At 37.6% G+C, this 20735-nt stretch carries 18 protein-coding genes; 5 read left to right on the top strand and 13 right to left on the bottom strand.

The features are described from left to right. Positions 1–131: 131 nt before the first annotated feature. The 9 genes from NXS10_RS07780 to NXS10_RS07820 all read right to left on the bottom strand — a co-directional run bounded on the left by NXS10_RS07780 (position 132) and on the right by NXS10_RS07820 (position 10357). Positions 132–3254: a pilus expression-regulating Snf2 family helicase gene (locus NXS10_RS07780; RefSeq protein ID WP_259139263.1), complete on the bottom strand. Its 3123-nt coding sequence runs from the start codon at positions 3252–3254 to the stop codon at positions 132–134. A gap of 132 nt (positions 3255–3386) precedes the next feature. Beyond that, positions 3387–4697, bottom strand: a complete 1311-nt coding sequence (gene der, locus NXS10_RS07785) for a ribosome biogenesis GTPase Der (RefSeq protein ID WP_259139264.1) — start codon at positions 4695–4697, stop codon at positions 3387–3389. 38 nt (positions 4698–4735) lie between these two features. Further along, positions 4736–5635: a primosomal protein DnaI gene (gene dnaI, locus NXS10_RS07790; RefSeq protein WP_259139265.1), complete on the bottom strand. Its 900-nt coding sequence runs from the start codon at positions 5633–5635 to the stop codon at positions 4736–4738. Next, positions 5636–6811: a DnaD domain protein gene (locus NXS10_RS07795; RefSeq protein ID WP_259139266.1), complete on the bottom strand. Its 1176-nt coding sequence runs from the start codon at positions 6809–6811 to the stop codon at positions 5636–5638. It lies immediately after the preceding gene. Next, positions 6798–7295 carry a transcriptional regulator NrdR gene (gene nrdR / locus NXS10_RS07800; protein ID WP_259139267.1) on the bottom strand — a complete coding sequence of 166 codons (498 nt, stop codon included), beginning with the start codon at positions 7293–7295 and terminating at the stop codon, positions 6798–6800. Before nrdR ends, NXS10_RS07795 begins: the two co-directional genes overlap by 14 nt. A gap of 136 nt (positions 7296–7431) precedes the next feature. Next, positions 7432–8121, bottom strand: coding sequence for a response regulator transcription factor (locus NXS10_RS07805; protein WP_259139268.1), 690 nt, complete (start codon positions 8119–8121; stop codon positions 7432–7434). Positions 8122–8214: 93 nt separating this feature from the next. Further along, positions 8215–8748, bottom strand: a complete 534-nt coding sequence (locus NXS10_RS07810) for a YceD family protein (protein WP_259139304.1) — start codon at positions 8746–8748, stop codon at positions 8215–8217. 130 nt (positions 8749–8878) lie between these two features. Beyond that, positions 8879–9772, bottom strand: coding sequence for a zinc metalloprotease HtpX (gene htpX / locus NXS10_RS07815; RefSeq protein ID WP_259139270.1), 894 nt, complete (start codon positions 9770–9772; stop codon positions 8879–8881). 33 nt (positions 9773–9805) lie between these two features. Then, positions 9806–10357, bottom strand: coding sequence for a LemA family protein (locus NXS10_RS07820; protein ID WP_259139271.1), 552 nt, complete (start codon positions 10355–10357; stop codon positions 9806–9808). Between the two features lie 134 nt (positions 10358–10491). Here NXS10_RS07820 and rsmG point away from each other — a divergent pair, with 134 nt between their 5' ends. The 3 genes from rsmG to NXS10_RS07835 are packed head-to-tail and all read left to right on the top strand — an operon-like array spanning position 10492 to position 13284. After that, positions 10492–11205: a 16S rRNA (guanine(527)-N(7))-methyltransferase RsmG gene (gene rsmG, locus NXS10_RS07825; RefSeq protein ID WP_259139272.1), complete on the top strand. Its 714-nt coding sequence runs from the start codon at positions 10492–10494 to the stop codon at positions 11203–11205. Between the two features lie 11 nt (positions 11206–11216). Then, on the top strand, positions 11217–12596 hold the full coding sequence (locus tag NXS10_RS07830) for a TrkH family potassium uptake protein (RefSeq protein ID WP_259139273.1): 1380 nt from the start codon (positions 11217–11219) through the stop codon (positions 12594–12596). Positions 12597–12612: 16 nt separating this feature from the next. Then, positions 12613–13284 carry a potassium channel family protein gene (locus tag NXS10_RS07835; RefSeq protein WP_259139275.1) on the top strand — a complete coding sequence of 224 codons (672 nt, stop codon included), beginning with the start codon at positions 12613–12615 and terminating at the stop codon, positions 13282–13284. A 53-nt stretch (positions 13285–13337) separates the two neighbouring features. Here NXS10_RS07835 and sstT read toward each other — a convergent pair whose 3' ends face one another. Next, positions 13338–14558 carry a serine/threonine transporter SstT gene (gene sstT, locus NXS10_RS07840; RefSeq protein ID WP_259139277.1) on the bottom strand — a complete coding sequence of 407 codons (1221 nt, stop codon included), beginning with the start codon at positions 14556–14558 and terminating at the stop codon, positions 13338–13340. Positions 14559–14909: 351 nt separating this feature from the next. Here sstT and NXS10_RS07845 point away from each other — a divergent pair, with 351 nt between their 5' ends. Both NXS10_RS07845 and NXS10_RS07850 read left to right on the top strand, forming a co-directional pair. Next, complete coding sequence (locus NXS10_RS07845; protein WP_259139278.1) at positions 14910–15893, top strand: adenine-specific methyltransferase EcoRI family protein; 984 nt, start codon at positions 14910–14912, stop codon at positions 15891–15893. A 16-nt stretch (positions 15894–15909) separates the two neighbouring features. Continuing rightward, on the top strand, positions 15910–17148 hold the full coding sequence (locus NXS10_RS07850) for an HNH endonuclease family protein (RefSeq protein ID WP_259139279.1): 1239 nt from the start codon (positions 15910–15912) through the stop codon (positions 17146–17148). Between the two features lie 450 nt (positions 17149–17598). Here the strand turns inward: NXS10_RS07850 and NXS10_RS07855 are convergent, their stop codons facing one another. The 3 genes from NXS10_RS07855 to NXS10_RS07865 are packed head-to-tail and all read right to left on the bottom strand — an operon-like array spanning position 17599 to position 20723. Next, a complete protein-coding gene (locus NXS10_RS07855) occupies positions 17599–18291 on the bottom strand; it encodes a methionine ABC transporter permease (RefSeq protein ID WP_259139280.1) in 693 nt (230 codons plus the stop codon). Then, the gene (locus NXS10_RS07860; RefSeq protein WP_259139281.1) at positions 18284–19357 is read right to left on the bottom strand and encodes a methionine ABC transporter ATP-binding protein; all 1074 of its coding nucleotides are present in this window, start codon (positions 19355–19357) and stop codon (positions 18284–18286) included. The genes NXS10_RS07855 and NXS10_RS07860 overlap by 8 nt, the downstream gene beginning before the upstream one ends. Next, on the bottom strand, positions 19347–20723 hold the full coding sequence (locus NXS10_RS07865; RefSeq protein WP_259139282.1) for a M20/M25/M40 family metallo-hydrolase: 1377 nt from the start codon (positions 20721–20723) through the stop codon (positions 19347–19349). The genes NXS10_RS07860 and NXS10_RS07865 overlap by 11 nt, the downstream gene beginning before the upstream one ends. Positions 20724–20735 lie beyond the last annotated feature (12 nt).

The following is a 20735-nucleotide window of genomic DNA, read 5'->3' on the forward strand; positions in this document are numbered from 1 at the left end:
TCACCCTCTCTAACACAATTTCCTCTAAACAGAGCAGCTACAACGATTTTTTACTACCGTTTTTGTAACTACCTATCACCCTTAGGTGGTAACGTTCCTATTATAAACTAAAATCTATCATTTTTCAAAGTTTAATCGCCATTTTGGAAAAGAGTCTCATCGATACCTAATATTTCTCGAATTTCTTCAGCTGATAAAGCACTTCTGCTTTCACTGCCATCTAGGACGGTTGTTACCAAATGTTCCTTTGTCTTTTGAAGTTTGAGGATTTTTTCTTCTATGGTACCACGTGTGATTAAGCGATAGACTTCAACTGTATCTTTTTGGCCAAGACGGTGTGCACGACTAATAGCTTGCATCTCAACCGCTGGATTCCACCATAAATCAATCAAAATGACAGTATCTGCCCCTGTAAGGTTAAGTCCAACTCCCCCTGCCCTTAAAGAAATGAGAAAAGCGTCTTTAGATCCTTTGTTAAAAGCTTTAGTCATTTCTTGACGATCATTAGACGGTGTTGAACCTGTCAATTTGTAGCTCGCCATTTCCAGATCTTGCAGTTCCTTTTCAGCAATATCTAACATCCCTTTAAATTGCGAGAAGATAAGGACACGATGTCTATTTTCTTTCAACTGAGTGAGTAACAACCTCAAGCTATCCACCTTACCACTTTCTCCGCCATAATTGTCCATAAAAAGGCTAGGTGAATCGCAAATTTGACGTAAACGTGTAATCCCTGATAAAATCTCAATCCTTTGACGACTAATACTAGCATCGCTGGTCCCAGAGATACTTTGTTGCATACGACGTAATTGTGCCAAATACATCACTTTTTGTTCATCTGCTAGCTCGTTCGTATAAGTTATCTCAAGGAGATCTGGCAATTCCGGAAGGACATCTTCTTTTCTACGACGTAAGATGAAGGGTTTAATATAATGCGACACCTGCTCAGAGGTCAACTTGAGAAATTCTCGCTTATTTGGCAATAGACCTGGCATAACAACCGAGAAAATGGACCATATTTCTAATAACTTATTCTCAATCGGCGTTCCTGACAAGGCAAAACAGTGTTTTACTTTAAATTGATGCAAACGTTTTGATGTTTTCGTCTGAGCATTTTTCATCACCTGAGCTTCGTCTAAAATCAAATAGTCATAGGTATAGTTTTGAGAATGATAGATCTCAAAATCCTGACGAAAAGTAGCGTAGCTTGAGATGATAACTTGATGATTTTCAGCAATGATACTGTTTCTTATGGGCTTTAAACCATAAGAAACCGCAACATCTATCTGTGGAGCAAACTTCTTAAATTCATCTTGCCAATTAAAAATTAAGCTAGAGGGCGCCAAAATAACAACATGCGAATCTTTTGTCAAACGTGATGTCAAAAACGTTATCATCTGCAAAGTCTTACCAAGACCCATATCATCTGCTAAAATCCCACCAAAGCCATAGTCAGCAAGCATCGATAGCCATTGAACACCTAAGCGTTGATAATCTCTCAATGTTGCTTGTATGTTCACATCTAGTAGGCGATACTCCTCTGGATATCTCAAGTCATGAACTAATTGTTCGAATTTTTCAGAAAATATTGCTCCACTTTCATAAAAAAATAGCTGAGAAAGCTTGTAAGCTTCCGCTTGATGTGCCTTTAAATGACCATCAGAAAATGTTGCAGTTTGCAGTTTCTGCAAAGTTTGACTAACTTTTTGTGTCCCCTCATCAAAGACCAGTAATTTCCCATCGCCACTGACAAAATAAGGCTGATTGTCAAAAAGAGCATCAAGGGCTTGATTAATATCTTTCTCGTCAAGGCTAGAAAAATCAAACGAAACATCTAAAAAACCACCCTGAAAATCAAGGTAAATCTGCGGTTGCTCCAGAGAACGACGACGTTCTAGACTTTTAGATAAATGCACCACACCGCGCTTTTCAAACTCTGGTATCCATTCCACAAAAAAAGTGTAAAGAGCTTCTGCATTTTTTAAAATGACACTCGTTTGAAAACCTTTACCAAATCCCTTATTTGCTAAAAAGCTAAAAAGTCGCTCTTGATGGCGATAATGACTAGTAAAAGGCAAATCAAGCAAGTCCTTTTGATTATCTACTAACAGACTGTCACCATAATCAAAAACAAGTTTCAAAACAATGCGGTCATCATCTGACATGTCAAAGTAAAAATGCGTCGTAAAATCCCTAATTTGATAATTTTTAGGTGCATTAACCATACCTAAGAGCTGAAAATCAATCAAACTCATAGCTACAGATGGCTGGTCATCGTGTGTAAAGAAAAGATGACGTTTATCATATGTATCTAGCGGTAAGCTACGAATAGCTTGAAGAATTTTAAATTGCTTTGGGTTTAAAAGATAAAAAGTATTCGTACGACGCAAGATACGACTGTTGCATAAATCATAAAAATCCTGTTCAGCGATTGTTAGAGTAACACTATGACGTTCAACGAGTACTGTAAAAGTAAAAAGATTATCCTGACTTTCTAACATCTTGGTGATAATCTTTGAATAAGTTTTATTATCTGCATCAAAACTAAAATCATAAAGAGCTTGTAAATATTCGACACCTTCAGCGAAAAAGCCACTAGTAAAAAAGAGGTAGCGCCCATTGCAACGCAGAAAATTTTCTGCCCCAAACTGATCAGAATCAGGAAGCAATTTGCTTAAAAAGTAAAGCAATTTTTGACTATTCTCATCAAACCGCTCATAAGATAATGACTCAAAATAGTGCTTTCCAATTTGATAAAAACCTTCTTTTTGCACCGTCATCAAGAAAGCTCGAATATCTCTAATAACATAACTTTTACTTTCGAATAAACGATTTAGCTTTAGCGTCCACCATACCTCATGGCTATTAGTATTTATTTCACCATGTGCACAGAGACGGTAGCGCATCGTATCATCATTACTACCTAATAAACTATCTAAAAAAAGGGTACTAAAAGAGGATTCCTTGGGGAGTTTTACTGCTTCTTTAGGAGATGTTAAGCTATCAACAAGCACTTTCCCATTTGGAGAGTTCTTGAGATAATACTCTAAAGCTGCTAAATGCTCACAATAACCCTTATTTCTAAAGAGCGCACACGTGCAATCAGCAACATCTCCATCTAAAGTATATTGTAATTTTTCATTTTGAATATTAGCGACAATTATCTCGTTTTGTTTGGAAACAGATGCAATTAGACCATCGTCATAAAGAGCAATTCCCTGATTACGAATACGCCCTGGAATCATTCTCCCCACTTTTAGCTACCACCTTTCCTTCGTTTTATCATTATATCAAATTTACTACTCTTTAGCTCATAAAAATAGAGTTTTTTGATTTTAAAGGGCATTTTATCCGTTTAAAAACACCCAAAAGGTGTTTTTAAAGTATTATTTACGTTTGCGTGCAATCAAATTAATCGGAGTCCCCTCAAAGCCAAAAGCAGCACGAATTTGATTTTCTAAAAAGCGCAAGTAGGAGAAATGCATCAATTCTTCCTCATTGACAAAGATGACAAAAGTCGGTGGTTTGACAGTGACTTGTGTGCCATAGAAAATCTTCAAGCGTTTACCTTTATCTGTTGGTGTTGGGTTGGTTGCAATAGCATCCATGATAACATCGTTAAGGACAGATGATGGGATACGTTTGTTTTGACTTTCGCTGATTGCTTTTATCATATCAGGCAATTTACTAAGACGTTGCTTGGTCAAGGCAGACACAAATATAATGGGGGCATAACTGATATACTGGAAATTATCACGGATATCAGCTTCCCACTCTTTCACCGTTTGGTTGTTCTTAGTAACAGTATCCCATTTATTAACAACGACGATAATCCCTTTTCCAGCTTCATGAGCAAACCCTGCAATACGTTTATCATACTCACGAATTCCTTCTTCGGCATTGATAACCATAAGGACGATGTCTGAACGATCAATGGCGCGCATTGATCGCATGACTGAGTATTTTTCCGTTTTTTCATAAACTTTACCAGATTTACGCATACCTGCAGTGTCAATCATTGTGTATTCTTGACCAGAACTATCCGTAAAATGCGTATCAATCGCATCACGTGTTGTCCCTGCAATTGGACTTGCAATCACACGTTCCTCACCTAAAATAGCATTGATGAGGCTTGATTTTCCGACATTTGGGCGACCAATCAAACTGAATTTGATAATATCTGGATTTTCGTTTTCTTCTTCAATAGGCAGATTTTCAACGATAGCATCCAAGACATCTCCTGTACCAATCCCATGAACAGATGACACTGGATACGGATCCCCAAGACCAAGTGAATAAAAGTCGTAAATATCACTACGCATCTCAGGATTATCCACTTTATTGACCACTAAAATCACTGGTTTATTAGTGCGATAGAGGATTTTTGAAACATACTCATCAGCATCTGTAACGCCCTCTTTTCCTGAAACCACAAACACGATAACATCTGCTTCAGTCATCGCAATATCAGCTTGATGTTTAATCTGTTCCATAAATGGTGCATCGACATCATCAATACCACCAGTATCAATCAATGAAAACTTACGGTTAAGCCATTCACCTATTGTGTAAATACGGTCGCGTGTAACGCCTTCAATATCTTCTACAATTGAAATGCGCTCACCTGCGATACGGTTAAACAAAGTCGATTTTCCAACATTTGGACGTCCGACAATAGCAACTGTAGGTAAAGCCATAAAAACCTTCTTTCTTTTTTGATTGGTTAACTCTATTTTTATTTGTCATCGTGACGGCGATTAGCACCTTCTAAATGAAATTCATTGGCAAGATAACGTACACGCTCTAGGACACGTTTTGCTTGCCAGGTCTCGTCATTACCCTTAACATTCGCCCACTTTGCCTCTAAATCTGAAAAGGCATAATTAGAAGTAAAAAAAGTCGGCAACACTTCAGACATACGATATTGTAAAATGACTTGCAAAATTTCATCACGTACCCAAGAAGTTGCTTGCTCTGCACCAATATCATCTAAAATCAAAATAGGCGCTGTCTTAACCCTATCTACCATCTCTTTCACAGCACCAATCGAAATAGCATTTTTGACATCAAGGACATAACTCGGAAAATGCACCATAGTCGTAAGCACTCCCCTAATAGACATCTCATGAGCTAATGCTGCCATAAAATAAGACTTTCCGATTCCCATATCACCATAGAGATAAAGCCCTTTTTGATTAGCGCTAGGATACTGCTCAACAAAATCCACCAAAATATTGAGAACGGCTAACTTAGATTCAGTTGGATAAATATCTTTAAACATAATATTTTTATAAGATTTAGGTAAATTAAGCAGATTGATATTATTGATAATAGATTGAGATTTTTGCGCCTCAATTAGCTCTTTTGTTTCTTGATAAGTGACATCTGCATAGCCCTCATTCATGACCAATATTGGTCGATAACCCTTGGCATAATAGGTTACATCATTTGTCTCATATTTCTTACGCTCAAGTAAAAATTGATTAAATTTTGACAAGCTAATGTTGATTTCGTGCTGAGTTAGCTGATGGTTCGTAATGAATTCTGCCACCTGAGGATCTGACAAAATTGCCTGTTCCCAGTCAGCATCAACTTGACGGTTAAGCTCTTTCATAGACTCTCTGATAGACTTCATCTACTCACCAGCCTTTCTCAATTTCTCTAATAATCCTTGCTTTTGACTATCAAGCTCAGCTCGCATCTCGGGTGTTGTTTTTTCTTTAAAGTCAGGATTGCTCCAAGTAGGAACATTCGTTTTAACTTTTGTTTTTTGTTTTTTAGAGTTCGTCTTCTTGTAATTTGTAAAGCTACGCATCTTTAGAACCGCTTCTTCTGCTGTTGTGATTTTCTGATAGGAAAAATCATTTGCCACTTTCATCAAGTAAGGTTTGTTAAGGTTTGCAGACTTTGTTTTATTGAGCGTATAAAGAGTCATGACGTTGATAACCTCATCCAAAAAATTCATAGTCGCTAACTCATTAAGTAACTGTTTCTCACTGGACGTCACAACAGCGCGTCTTGTTTGTTTGATTTTTTCTAAAAATGGCAAAGCAGCACTAGATTTTGCTTCTCGGATAAGAGTTTGTTCACTGTCTGTAAAATTGGTCTCATTCGTTTTTAGAGACCCTTTTTGACAATCTTTCTCCATTCTTTTAGGAGCAATCTCGCCATCAATTGCCGTTTTTTTTGCCAATTGGTAAGTATCAAACCAGTTAAGTTGATAGCGTTCAGAAATCGAATACAAAGTTACCACATCTGTTTGCTCAGACTGGAAATACAACCCATCGCGTTGCATTAGTCGTTTGAAACTTTCCAAGTCAAATTGCACAGTAGAGCGTACCAAAGGTTTAGCGGACGCACTTTTTTCCACATGCCCAAAAATATCTGAAAAACGCTTTGAACGATTGAGCGCATCTTTAGGCAAAACATATTCTAACTCTTTGACAGCTAGCTCACCAATACGATCTTCTAACAGCTTGCGGTAAACGGCATGTGCCAAAAATCGCTCTCTATCAAGAGGCGAACACAGCTTAACCAAATAGACACCTTCCACAGTTTGATAAAGCTCAACTAGGCTCATAGCCATCAAAAAATCTAAAGCTTCATTCAAGCGAGGAATCCCAAACTGTAGATGATTTAAAATATCTGTTATTTTGTGATCATAATCACCATTATCAAAAAAACTTTGAAAATAGAGATACAAAACTTGGGCATCATTCCCAATAATCGGTTGATAAAGCTGGGTCAGATTGTCTAAATCTCTACTGGTTTGATTATTTTTGACATAGCGAAAGGTATCAATTGGCATCATCTTTTACTTCTGCCTTCTTTTTCTTGCTGTGAACACGTTTAGTAATTTGTTGTAATAAGTCCTCAATCTCATCGACATCCTTAAAAGACTTGTAGACACTAGCGAAACGTACATACGTAATCTCATCAAGCTCTGCTAATTCGTCCATAACAAGATTGCCAATCACAGTACTAGGCACCTCATTTTCATAGTCTGCCCTAACTTGCTGTTCAATCCTACTAATAACAGACTCTATATCATCACTAGATACAGGGCGTTTTTGAGCCGATTGGACAATTCCATTTAAGATTTTATCACGTAAAAACTGCTCCCTTGTCCCATCTTTTTTGACAACCAGCAAAGGCAATAACTCTATACGTTCAAAAGTCGTAAACCGACAATGACAACTCTCACACTCTCTACGACGCCTAATAGTTGCTCCCTCTTCGGCTTGACGGCTATCAATAACACTTGATTTATTAAAATGACATTTTGGACAACGCATATCAAGACCTCCATAGATACTAATAAATAGGCAGTACAAACTAGTTTATCACAATAGCGTATTATACCATATTTTACTTAAAAATAAAACTGAGAAACAAAGCAGGCTGACCCCTTTCGTCAACCTGCTCCTATTGCTAATTGTCACGGATGATGTAGCCCACACCACGTACTGTCTGAATCAAGGAATCTTTACCCGGAACATCAATTTTACCACGTAAATAACGCACATAGACATCCACAACGTTGGTCTTAGCACCTAGATCATATTGCCAAACACCTTCAAGTAAACTTTCACGACTCATAGCTTGTCCTACATTTTGTAGCAAAATACTCAATAAATCGAATTCGCGCTTCGTCAAAGGAATTTCCCTATTACCACGTCTCACAGAGCGATTTTGTTTGTTTAACACCAAATCGTGAGCAATAACTTTTGTTTCAATCGAGCTATCTTGATTAATCTTATTTTGCCTGCGGAAAATAGCGTGAACATGTGCCATTAATTCTCCAATAGCAAATGGTCTGGTAACATAAGCATCCGCACCATCTTCAAGAACCGAAACAGCATTCAGAGCGGAATCACGTGACATAATTATAATAATATGACCCGATTGCTTTTCTTGCAATTGGTGTATCAAAGTCTTATCACTTTCATTTGATACGCCAAGGTCTAGTAAAATCAAATTATACTCTTTTTCTAGTGCACGCTTCAAGCCTGACTGTGCACTATGTGCTATCTCTGCTATGTGACCTTCATTCATCAGTTCCAAAGATAACAGGCGTGCCAAACTTTTTTCTGCCTCAATAATCAGTACCTTTTTTTTCATATGTCCCAACACCCCCAACCTGTTAAACTATTGCCTATTAACTTTTTAATATTTAAGTCTATCATGAGAAAATCGCTCTCTAACAGTTACAATCTAGTCCTCAAAAAGACCAGCTAAATTCGAAAAGGGATTTGTTTCGTTTCGTTTTTTAGCCTGCAATGAACGGTATTGCTCCTCAGTCATAACTGTCCAATTTTGACCAGAAGGCATACTTTCTTCTGTAACTTCCTCATCAGTCAAAATACGCAATGGAATGGCAAGCAAAATATTATCCACAACACTCTCTTTCAAATCAATACTATCACTTTCAAGCACTAAAGCTAAGTTTTGTTCAACAAACTCTTTTTTAGAGGTGAGATGACTTTTCTCGATAAACACCTCATCAACCACCTCTTTTTCTACAAGAGTAACAGGTTGCATTGAACGACTGGACGGCAAAACAATGCGATAAGTCAACTGATAATGTAACAAGTAAAGTCCATCATCATAAGTGGCAAGACCCACAGCACGAATATCATCTACTGCAATAATATCTGTGTTACGTTGTTTTAAAACATCACTCAAATCTAAGGTAACATCAAAAGTTAATCCTGCAACTTGCTTGCGTATTTCTGCTAATGCGAGCATCATTTCTCCTTATTTTGTTTTAGAAGTCAGCAACATCCCATACTATTATTATAACATATTTCACTAAAATGAACTAACAATTATTTGTTTTATCCATCTAATTATCTTAATTATTCACAAGCTAATAAAACTAGATATGTCTTAATCGCTCAATTCTCTCCTCAATTGGAGGATGTGTATAAAAGAGTGATTTGATACCCTCTTTTTTTCTAGGATTGTTGATAAATAAAGCAGCACTTGCAGAATCAACAGGCTGTTGCATAGGCTGAGAGTGTTCTAATTTTTCCAAAGCCCTAATTAACCCTTGAGGATTTCTGGTTAACTCCACTGAGCTGGCATCTGCTAGATATTCCCTTTGCCGTGAAATGGCTAGTTGAACCAATGTAGCGGCTAATGGTGCTAATATCAAAGAAAAAATTGAAAAGATGAAAATGATAATTCCCACTCCACTTTCTACACGCTCATTGTCACGACGCCTAGATCCACCATACCACATCATGCGACTACTAAAACTAGATAAAAACGTAATGGCGCTAACTAAAGCAACAGCAATGGTGGAGATACGAATATCATAGTTGCGGATATGACTAATTTCATGCCCAATCACACCTTCTATCTCTTCTCTATTCATCACATCAAGAAGACCACTTGTTACAGCAACAGCAGCGTTTTGCGGATTGGAGCCTGTTGCAAAAGCATTCAAAGATAAATCATCAATGATAAAGACACGTGGCATAGGGATTTTAGCAACCATTGCCATATCCTCAACGATATGATACAAATCTGGGGCTTGCTGCTCTGTCACCTCATGCGCGTGATTCATAGACATGACAATACTGGTTGACTGAAAAACCATCGAAAACGCATAGATAAAGCCAATAACTAATGCAATTATCACTCCACCTAGGGCATTATCTAACCAGAGATAACCAACTGTTGCACCAATCAAGCCTGTCAGCAAAAAGAAGAAAAAGAGCAAGAAAACAGTACGTCTTTTATTTTGAGCGATTTGATTGTAAAGCATAGCTCCCCCTTCCTTACATTCAGCTGTATTTTCTTAAAAATCAAATGATACTTTCGGAGCGGTTTTTTCTCCCTCTGGGATTTCCAAAAATTGACCCGCTTTAAACCCAAAGAGATTACCTACGATATTAGATGGAAATGTTTCCAGTTTAACATTATAGTTAGCCGTTGTTGTGTTATATAACTGGCGTGAATAAGAAATCTTATTTTCCGTGTTTGTCAGTTCTTCTTGCAATTTGATAAAGCTAGCATTTGCTTTCAAGTCAGGATAATTTTCAGCAACTGCAAAAAGACCTGTCACCTGACGACTAAGCTCATTGCTAGCAGCCATAGTATCTACAGGATTTTGCGCTTTAGCCACTTGGGCACGCAAAGTGGTGATTTTCTCTAATGTTTTTTCTTCGTAGCTTGAGTAACCTTTAACAGTCTCAATCACATTTGGGATAAGATCATTACGACGTTTGAGTTGCACATCAATTTGACTCCATGCTTCTTGTGTGTGCATACGACTTCTCACAAGACCGTTATAGCTTATGACTAACCATAATACAACAATCACAATAATAGCTAAAATAATCCACGTCATGGTGAAATCTCCATTCTCTATTTTGTTATATTATAACAATTTTTCAGATAAACACAAAATAAAGGTATTTTTTATGATATATTTTTCGTCCGCATTTTGGTACAATAAAAATCTACAAGCCTAAAGGAGGACACATGACACCTGAAGATTTTTATCAACGATTAGCACAGCAAAATATCTGTTTATCACAAGAGAAAAAAGAGCAATTTGAGCGCTACTTTGAGCTTTTAATTGAGTGGAATCAAAAGATAAATTTGACAGCTATCACAGAAAAAAGCGACGTCTATCTCAAGCACTTCTACGACTCTATTAGCCCTATCTTGTTTGGGAATGTTAAGAACAGCCCTCTCAAGTTACTTGATATTGGTGCAGGCGCTGGCTTTCCAAGCTTACCCATGAAAATTATTTTCCCACATTTAAATGTAACGATTATCGACTCTCTCAATAAACGCATCACCTTTCTAAAACATTTAGCAACTGAACTGCAGCTTGAAAATGTTCATTTTTACCATGGGCGCGCTGAAGATTTTGGACATGATAAAACTTTTCGTGGACAATTTGACATCGTGACAGCACGCGCTGTAGCTAGAATGCAAGTATTATCAGAACTAACAATTCCTTTTTTAAAAATCAAAGGACAACTCATCGCTCTAAAAGCTTCTTCGATTAATAGTGAGCTGGATGAGGCTAAAGCAGCTTTAACATTGCTTTTTGCTACCGTAATCACCAGCCACAATTACCAGTTACCAAATGGTGATAAGCGCAATCTGACAATCGTTGAAAAAAGAAAAGAAACCCCCAACAAATATCCTAGACGTGCTGGGGTTCCTGCTAAGAAACCACTTTAGTGAGGTCTGTTATGTTTTCGATTTTTAATCGCCATCAGCTATCAATCACTAAACAACTGAGTGTTAGTTTCTTGCTAGTTATCTTTGTAGGTAGTTTTTTGCTTTCTCTGCCTATTATGCACTATCCAAATGCCCCTGCTACGACTTACCTCGATCATCTCTTTACCGCTATTTCCATGGTCTGTGTAACAGGACTCTCTGTGTTTCCAATTGCCCATGTGTATAATGGCTTTGGGCAGCTAATTGCTCTGCTATTGATACAAATTGGCGGATTGGGGCTTGTCACTTTGATTTCTGTTTCTTATTTTGTGCTCAATCGCAAATTATCATTGCGAGATCAACATTTACTACAAAGTGCTATTACCTATGATAGCGCAAATAATCTAAAAAATTATCTTTTTACGATTTACCGTGTAACTTTGATCATAGAGAGTGTTTGCTCATGTCTCTTAATGATTGATTTCATTCCACGTTATGGTCTTGGAAATGGTATATTTAACAGTCTTTTTCTTTCTGTTTCAGCATTCTGTAACGCTGGTTTTGACAACTTAGGTGCGAGTAGTCTCCAAGGTTTCAAAACAAATACATTGGTTAATCTGATCATAGCTTTTCTCATCATCTCTGGTGGTCTAGGCTTTATGGTGTGGGGAAACCTCTATCACGCTACAAAACACTTCATCACGAGCAGACCCAAACATTTGCGATCTTTTACAAAGCAACTCAATAGTCACACACTACTTGTTTTAGAGACAACAGTTGCGCTTCTCATCCTAGGAACTACCCTCTCTTGGTTATTAGAAAGCTCCAACGTCAGAACGATTGGTCAGCTTTCTTTTACTAAGCAAGGACTTGTGAGCTTTTTCCAAAGCGTCACCATGAGAACAGCTGGCTTTTCTACCATTGACTATGCTCACTCCAAAAATGCTACTAATCTCATCTATATCATTCAGATGATGATTGGAGGTGCCCCAGGAGGAACTGCCGGTGGACTAAAAGTCACGGTCGTGGCAGTCTTATTCCTCCTCTTAAAATCTGAAGCAAGAGGACAAACTCAGGTTACCTATCACTTTCGAACTATTCCTCAAAAGATTACACGACAAACCCTTGTCATTCTTATTTTCTTCTTTAGCACCCTATTGGCAGCTTACCTCTTGCTATTAGAGTTTGAGCCTCATCTCAGCCCATTTTCACTCTTTTTTGAAGCAAGTAGTGCTCTTGCAACGGTCGGCGTTTCTATGGACATTACAACAAAACTATCAACAGCAGGACGCATTATTATTATGCTTTTGATGTTTATCGGACGTGTCGGACCTATCACTGTTCTCATGGCACTTCTGCAAAATCATCAAAAAGAAGTGTCTTATGCAAAAACAGATATTATTCTCGGCTAGATATAGAAAGGTTACTATGAAACCAAAAATTTTTGGCGTTTTAGGCTTAGGCATTTTCGGTCAAACCGTTGCCCAAGACCTCAGCAAATTTGAACAAGACGTTATTGCTTGCGATACGCATTCTGAAAAAGTTCAAGCAGTAGCAGATTATGTGACAAAGGCAACAATCGGCGATATTACAGATTTAGACTTTCTTAAACGCATCGGCATTGCTAATTGTGATTGTGTTGTTATCGCAACTGGGAATAGCTTGGAAAGCTCTGTTTTAGCGATTATGCACTGTAAAAAATTAGGCGTTCCTAAAATTATTGCTAAAGCACGAAGTACTCTTTTTCAAGAAGTTCTCTACGAAATTGGAGCTGACACAGTCATCTCACCCGAACGCGAATCTGGGAGCTACCTTGCCTCTCAATTGTTACGCCATCGTATTACAGACGTATTTGAGATTGAATCAGATGTCAAAGTGATTGAATTTACCGTTCCTAAAAATTGGTCAGGAAAAACAGTAGTAGAGCTTGATGTCCGTAAACGATACAATCTTAATCTGATTGGCATTAGACGTTCTAAAACTAACAAACTACAAACCGATACAGCCCTTCAAGAACCCCTCAAAGAGGGAGAAATCATTGTAGCTATCGCTAATAACAACACTTTCGAAAAATTCGATTACTTGGGGTATTTTGATTAAACGAATAGACTAGCAATGCTTGCTAGTCTATTCGTTTATGTTTCTAAAACACATCAGTACAGTTCTTTTTTCTTTCCCCAGACGGATTTTTCAGCAATAGCCGTGAAAAGTACATCTGTTGATGAATTGAGCGCTGTCTCACAAGAATCCTGCACAACACCTACAATAAATCCAACCCCAACAACTTGCATCGCTAAATCATTTGAAATACCAAATAAACTACACGCAACAGGAATCAAAAGAAGCGACCCCCCAGCAACACCTGAAGCACCACAAGCTGACACAGCCGCAACAACACTCAATAATAGTGCTGTTGGAAAATCAACTGAAATACCTAAGGTATTGACTGCAGCAAGTGTTAAAACATTGATCGTTACTGCTGCTCCTGCCATATTAATTGTAGCTCCCAGTGGGATAGACACTGAATAAGTATCCTTATCTAGACCTAAATCTTCACAAAGTTTCATATTAACTGGGATATTAGCTGCTGAACTTCTGGTGAAAAATGCAGTAACTCCTGACTCTTTCAAACAACGAAAAACGAGTGGATATGGATTTTCACGAGTCACGACAAATGCAATAAGCGGATTGATGACCAGCGCCACAAAAAGCATCGTTCCAACCAAGGTCAAAATAAGGATACCGTACTTCGCCAAGATACCAATTCCATTATCAGAAATTGTTGTAAAAACAAGTCCCATGATACCAAATGGTGCGAGATTGATAATCCAACGTACAACTTTTGAAGTGACCTCTGCCATTGTTTGCATCAAATCTTTAGTATGTTGACTAACAGTACGCATAGCTAAGCCAAAGACAACTGCCCAAGCCAACACACTGATGTAGTTAGCTGTAGCAAGTGCATTGAATGGATTGTCCACCACTTTGAGCAATAAATCGTGAAAAACTTCTCCTACTCCCTGCGGTGCAGATAAATTGGACTTAGGGGATTTAGCCAAAACAAGAGTCAATGGAAAAATGTAATTAACCAAAACTGCCACTAAAGCCGCTGAAAATGTCCCAAAAATATAGAGAAAAATAACTGTTGTCATATTGGTTTTTTGACCAGATTGATGCTGTGATAGAGCACTAGCCACTAAGGTAAAAACAAGAAGTGGTGCAATAGCTTTTAGTCCACCAACAAAAAGATCACCCAAAATACCTATAACACTCACCTTTGGTAGCAATAAGCCCAATAAAAGTCCGACAAGAACGCCTATTGTAATACGTTTGATTAGGCTTGTTTTGTTCCATGTTTGAATAATATGCTTCATAGCGTCTCCTAACTAATTCAATACTGCTATGATAACACAAGCAAGGGAACTCGTCAATCTTATCAAAATTTTCTGATTATTTTTATTTTAATGGGTTCCTATATTATCTCATGAAATATCACCATTTTTTGATATAATAGAACTATCAAAAAGTAAAGGAAACGATTGGTATGAACGCACTACCAGCTCACCAGCTCACCAGCTCACCAGCTCACCAGCTCACCAGCTCACCAGCTCACCAGCTCACGCTGATTATGTAATCGGACGTGTTTTTTGTCAAGCACTAAAACAGGCTTTTTCACATTTTTGTGAGAAAGCCTATTATGTTACCCATGAAAGTGGGGTGGCATAATGGCTGGCTCACTTCATAACGCTAAAAAAGCTAAAAATGATGAGTTTTATACTCGTTATAAAGACATCGCTGAGGAGATGGGGCACTATCGCGACCATTTCAAAGGGAAGATTGTTTATTGTAACTGTGACGACCCTACACAATCTAATTTTTGGAGATATTTTCATAATAACTTTGCTAGCTTAGGTCTTAAAAAATTGATAGCAACACATTTTCAAGAGGATAGTGAACCTTCTTATGCTTTGATTTATGAAGGCGGTGACGATTTCAATATGGATGCTGGTGAAATTGTAACCATTTATGGTGATGAAAATTATACAGCCGGAGATTTCCGTAGTCAGGATAGTATAAAATATCTTAAGGAAGCCGATATCATTGTTACAAATCCACCGTTCAGTTTATTTAGAGAATACATAGCTCAAATAATGGAACATCAGAAAAAATTTATCGTTATTGGAAATAAAAACTCTGTAACATATAAGGAAATTTTTCCGCTCATACAGAACAACCAAATTTGGATTGGTGCAAGAAGTATGAACTCTGACTTTTGGTTGTACGTTCCAGAGGGAGCTGATTATGAAAAATTGGATGAAGATGGAAAAAAAGTAAAGCACATCATGGGGTGCTGGTTTACTAACTTAGATTTACAGAAAAGACACGATGGATTATGGCATGTAGGCGATGTATTTGATCAGACAAAAGCTCATAGATATTATGAAGGATTTGAGGAAAAGTATCCTAAATACGATAACTACGATGCAATAAATGTAGACAATGTGAAAGATATTCCAATTGATTACAATGGTGCTATGGGGGTTCCAATAACATTTATCAATTATTTCAACCCTAAAGAATTTGAAATTATAAAATTCAGAAAAGGAGATGATGATAAAGATTTGACTATTAAGGGTAAAGCACCTTATTTTAGGATATTGGTGAAAAATCTAAATCCAATCAGTCGTTCTGAAGACAAAGGTTATTAACAAAGGAGATAATACAATGAAAGTAACTAGACTGAGAGACATACTCGATAGACCATTCACTATTCGCGATTTAGCTAATGGTTATACTAATAATGATGATGGTGCTACCACAGATGCTGTGAAAGGATATAATGGAAATTTGAACATTCGTCCCTCATATCAAAGAAACAGCGTCTATGACGACAACAAAAAACAAGCAGTCATTCAAACTATTCTAGAGGAATGCCCTCTAGGTATAATGTACTGGGTTGATTTAGGAAACGGACAATATGAAGTCCTTGATGGACAACAGCGTATTTTAGCGATATGTAATTATGTTATGGGTAATTACTCTGTAAAATCAAGTCAATTTCCATCCAGTGCACCTCAACAAGACTTTCCAAATCTTCAGATGAATCTAACTGACTTAGCAGACCAAATTCTTGATTATGAGTTAGACGTATATGTTTGTAAAGGAACGGCTTCCGAAAAAATGAAATGGTTTCATGTTATCAATACAGCAGGCGAGCCATTAAACGAGCAAGAATTACGAAATTCCGCTTATACCGGTACTTGGCTTTCTGATGCCAAACAGAGATTTTCAACAAAAAGTGGACGTGGAGTCGTTCTTGCAGACGAAAATCCGAATAATGATAAGGCAGAACCACTCTTAAATGGTAATTGGAATAGACAAGAATATCTACAAACCGCTATTAAATGGGCTACACAAAACGACAATGACGACAGTACAAATACAATCGAAGATTATATGTTGAAGCATCAGGGAGATGCTGACGCGTCTGAATTGTGGCAAAACTTCTCAGCTATTTTGGAGTGGGTACGTGGAAAATTTGTAAGCTATCATAACAGCCTAAAAGGAATGGATTGGGGAACGATTTATAAAGAATATCAATCAGGAAAATTAGATGATAATATTATCAAAGAAAGTGCTTCTATCATAAATGAAAAAATAGCAGACTTAGTAAATGATGAGGAAGTCACTGCCAAAATGAAAGGTATTTACCAATATATCATCTACGGTGATGTCAAATATCTTCAACTTAGACTTTTTGACGATAAGACGATTAAGCAAAAATATGAGGAACAAAATCATCATTGTATCTATTGCGTAGACGAAGGTAATAATAGAGAGTATGCTCTTAAAGAGTTGGCAGGCGACCACATCATTCCTTGGAGTAAAGGCGGCAAAACCGTACCTGAGAATTGTCAATTACTATGTAAAAAACACAATTCTTCAAAAGGGAACAATTATTAAATATAAAAAGGCGTTTCAAATTTGTAAAATGCCTTTTTTGATGTCGTCAGAAAAACTATATCTTGTGACTGTGTAAACTAGTATCTATTCCCCCAACAATAAAAAACCATACTGCCTAATAAGTACAAACCTTTTTGACTAAAGAGAAATCTCAAAATCATTCAAACATTTATTCACCAAATATAATCTACTCTCTACCATTTGTAAGAACACCTCGTTCACTTATGATATTTGTAATGGTTGTTTTTTTGTATCCTTTCGCTAAACATAATGTCATAGTAACTTTGATAATCACATTTTTCGTTCCTTTTGTAAGCAATGATATAATTGCTATATCTTGCAACATTGTACCACAATCGTCACTCATCACCCTTGATATCAGCTCACTCCTACAATACACTCACCTGTTTTCTTTGCATATACAAAAAAAGACAAGTTACTCTTGTCTCTTTATTTATGACTCAATCTGTGGGTCAGGAAATCTCCTAAAAACTGAATAAAGAAAATCAAAAACATGATTAATAATGTTGCTACCAATGTAATATCTTGCCTAGAATAGTTGTAACCTTTTGCAATAGCGACAGAACCTAAACCACCACCACCGATAGCACCAGCCATCGCTGTTTCACCAACCAGTGAAATCAAAGTCACCGTTGAAACACGAATAAGATCAGGTAGACCCTCTCTTAGATAGACGAGGATAATATCCCATAGTGTAGCGCCAGAAGCCTGCGCTGCCTCTATAACTCCTCCGTCAAGCTCAGATAAAACGACTTGAACTTGACGAGCAAAAAATGGAAATACTGCCAAAGATAAAGGCACAAGCGCCGCATCAGAACCTAGTGTCGTTCCCACAATAGATCTCGTCACAGGTGAGATAAAGGCTAATAAAATTACAAAGGGAAATGCCCTAAATACAGAAACAACTTTGTCCAAAATGCTAAAAATAAAACGATTTTCAATCACACCACGTGGTCCCATCAATACGAGAAATAAACCACCAGCTAATCCCATAAAACCACCGATAATAAAAGACCAAAAAGTCATATATAGTGTCTGTGTGATAGCTGTCTGCCAACCATAAGGTCCACTCCAGCCCATTTGATAAACATAGGGTAAATGTGTCTGAATCCATTCAATCATGCGCTTTCCCCTCTTTCAATACTGTGATATGTACATTTGCTTCTTCAATAGCAGCACATGCAGCCTCTACATTGTCTCTTTCACCTGATAAAACCACAATCATTTCACCCACAGGAACATTATCTAAAATTTCAATATTACCATAGAGAATATTGGTCTCAACATTGAAGCGTTTGTAGATACCGTTTAATAACGGCTCATCTGTACTGCTTCCTGCATATTTGAGTAGGACAAGACGACTATTAGCTGATAAGTTTTTGATAATAGATTGTTGTGTAATTTTTGCCAGCGCTTCGTCAATACCTGTCGCTGTTTTGATAAAGTCTTGTGTTAATTCTTCTCTTGGATTAGTGAAAATGTCAAGAACACTCCCCTCCTCAATCAAATGACCGTTTTGCATGACAGCTACACGATTTGCGATGTCTTTTACGATTTGCATCTCGTGTGTGATGAGGACAATGGTCAAGTCTAACTTTTCATTAAGTTCTTTTAGTAAAGCTAAAATCTGCTTGGTCGTTTTAGGGTCAAGCGCTGATGTTGATTCATCAGAAATGAGGATTTTAGGATCATTAGCTAGAGCACGCGCAATGGCGACACGTTGTTTTTGACCACCTGATAATTGTGAAGGATAGTTTTGGGTACGTTCAGACAACCCAACCAAATTTAAAAGACGAGCTACTTTTTCTTTCTTTTCAGCTTTTGATAAACCTGAATGTTTCAACGCAAAAGCAACATTTTGCTCTGCTGTCAGCTGACTCATCAAGTTAAAGTGTTGAAAAATCATTCCAATATCACGACGTTTCTGACGTAGCTCGCTACCACTTAGCTTGATCTTATTGTTATAAATAACCTGTTTATCAATGGTAATAGTACCATGACTTGGCTCTTGCAGCAAATTCACCACACGAACCAACGTTGATTTTCCAGCTCCTGAATAACCAACAATTCCGTAAATATCTCCTTTATTGATTTGCAAACTCACATCTTTAACCGCCTCAATCGTGCGTTTTTTCTGATGAAAGATCACATCAATATGATTTAAATCAATCATTACTTCATTTCTCATAAGATTCTATCAAAGCCTCCACTAATTCAATATGCGTATAATAATCTGCGATGCTCACATTTTCATCTCCACCGTGATCACGACTATTCACATTGCCGATTCCAAAAGCTGCTATAGGAGCACCTAAAGCTTGATAAACAGTGTGCATAGGTCCAGTTCCCGCTGAAGTTGGCAGAACCGAGACTCCCTTTGGATAAAATTGTTTTGCCAACTCAATCACATTTAAAACGGAAGGAGCAGACATATCACTGCGATAACTCATCTCACCCAGAGTAAACTCCAACTGAACAGCAGAAAAACCTTTTTTATCCAAGTGTGTCCGAATAGCTTCTAAGACACCTTCTGGTGTCAAACCAGGGACAAGGCGAACCTCTGCTTTACAAAAAGCGTACGCAGGAAGGATGGTCTTAACCCCTTCACCTTGATAGCCTGTCGTTATTCCCTCAATTGTCAACGAGGGCTCAAAAAAGAAATAGTGCAACAGCTCCTCTTTGTCCGTCTTAAGCACAGGAAGTTGTAAATCGTATATTTTCGTTAAAGAAGACGCTGAACGGTTCGCATAACGTCTGACCAAAGACAGCTCACGCTCATTTGGTGGAATGACCTGATCATAGATACCATCTACTAAAATCTTACCTTTATCATCTCGCAAGCTCGCTAATGCTCTCACCAAATACCAAGCGGCTGAATCAATCACTCCCCCAAAAGAGGAGTGAATATCCACATCAGCAGAGTTCACAGAGAGATTAAACGTCACAATTCCTTTGTTACCACCTAAAATCTCAAGCTGATCTTCCTTATTTTTAGAACCATCTTCCCAGACAAGTAAGTCCACACCTTGAAAACGTTTTTTATACTTAGCCAGATAATCCTCCAAATTCATTGAGGCAGACTCTTCGGCACCTTCTACGATAAAGGTGATATTAACAGGTAAATTCTTATGAGAACGCATGTACCTTCTCACTGCAGACAAGCGAGCTGTGATATTTCCTTTGTCATCATTAACACCACGTCCATACATCATACCGTAATGAACAGACAAGGTAAACGGATCATCCGTCCAAGGCTGATCATTATCAGCCGGTACAGTGTCATAATGATTGTAAAAAATAATAGTTTTAGCATCTTTACGTGATGATTTAAACTCTGCAATAACAAAAGGTGCTGTATAGCTATCGTCTACAATAACATGAGCTCCTGCAGCTGTAAAGACCTCCCCAAGATAGGTCGCTACATCTTTTAAACCTATATTTTGGGCAAAGATAGACTTTTTTGAAATTAACGTTCTTAATACTTCAAAATAGTGCTGACTAATCTCATCTTGCTGAAATTTAGCTAGTTGTTCTTTTTCAGTGGAAAATGACATGCTGTTCTCCTC

It is taken from the genome of Streptococcus sciuri (genome assembly GCF_024814375.1).
Classification (GTDB): domain Bacteria; phylum Bacillota; class Bacilli; order Lactobacillales; family Streptococcaceae; genus Streptococcus; species Streptococcus sciuri.

Bases quoted from the DNA above. Each gene is read 5' to 3' on its own strand.
- NXS10_RS07865 (WP_259139282.1), bottom strand. From the start codon at position 20,723: ATGTCATTTTCCACTGAAAAAGAACAACTAGCTAAATTTCAGCAAGAT.
- NXS10_RS07835 (WP_259139275.1), top strand. From the start codon at position 12,613: ATGAAACCAAAAATTTTTGGCGTTTTAGGCTTAGGCATTTTCGGTCAA.
- NXS10_RS07830 (WP_259139273.1), top strand. From the start codon at position 11,217: ATGTTTTCGATTTTTAATCGCCATCAGCTATCAATCACTAAACAACTG.
- NXS10_RS07820 (WP_259139271.1), bottom strand. From the start codon at position 10,357: ATGACGTGGATTATTTTAGCTATTATTGTGATTGTTGTATTATGGTTA.
- NXS10_RS07845 (WP_259139278.1), top strand. From the start codon at position 14,910: ATGGCTGGCTCACTTCATAACGCTAAAAAAGCTAAAAATGATGAGTTT.
- NXS10_RS07810 (WP_259139304.1), bottom strand. From the start codon at position 8,748: ATGCTCGCATTAGCAGAAATACGCAAGCAAGTTGCAGGATTAACTTTT.
- rsmG (WP_259139272.1), top strand. From the start codon at position 10,492: ATGACACCTGAAGATTTTTATCAACGATTAGCACAGCAAAATATCTGT.
- NXS10_RS07795 (WP_259139266.1), bottom strand. From the start codon at position 6,811: ATGATGCCAATTGATACCTTTCGCTATGTCAAAAATAATCAAACCAGT.
- htpX (WP_259139270.1), bottom strand. From the start codon at position 9,772: ATGCTTTACAATCAAATCGCTCAAAATAAAAGACGTACTGTTTTCTTG.
- NXS10_RS07850 (WP_259139279.1), top strand. From the start codon at position 15,910: ATGAAAGTAACTAGACTGAGAGACATACTCGATAGACCATTCACTATT.
- nrdR (WP_259139267.1), bottom strand. From the start codon at position 7,295: ATGCGTTGTCCAAAATGTCATTTTAATAAATCAAGTGTTATTGATAGC.
- dnaI (WP_259139265.1), bottom strand. From the start codon at position 5,635: ATGAAGTCTATCAGAGAGTCTATGAAAGAGCTTAACCGTCAAGTTGAT.
- NXS10_RS07855 (WP_259139280.1), bottom strand. From the start codon at position 18,291: ATGATTGAATGGATTCAGACACATTTACCCTATGTTTATCAAATGGGC.
- der (WP_259139264.1), bottom strand. From the start codon at position 4,697: ATGGCTTTACCTACAGTTGCTATTGTCGGACGTCCAAATGTTGGAAAA.
- NXS10_RS07860 (WP_259139281.1), bottom strand. From the start codon at position 19,357: ATGAGAAATGAAGTAATGATTGATTTAAATCATATTGATGTGATCTTT.
- sstT (WP_259139277.1), bottom strand. From the start codon at position 14,558: ATGAAGCATATTATTCAAACATGGAACAAAACAAGCCTAATCAAACGT.
- NXS10_RS07805 (WP_259139268.1), bottom strand. From the start codon at position 8,121: ATGAAAAAAAAGGTACTGATTATTGAGGCAGAAAAAAGTTTGGCACGC.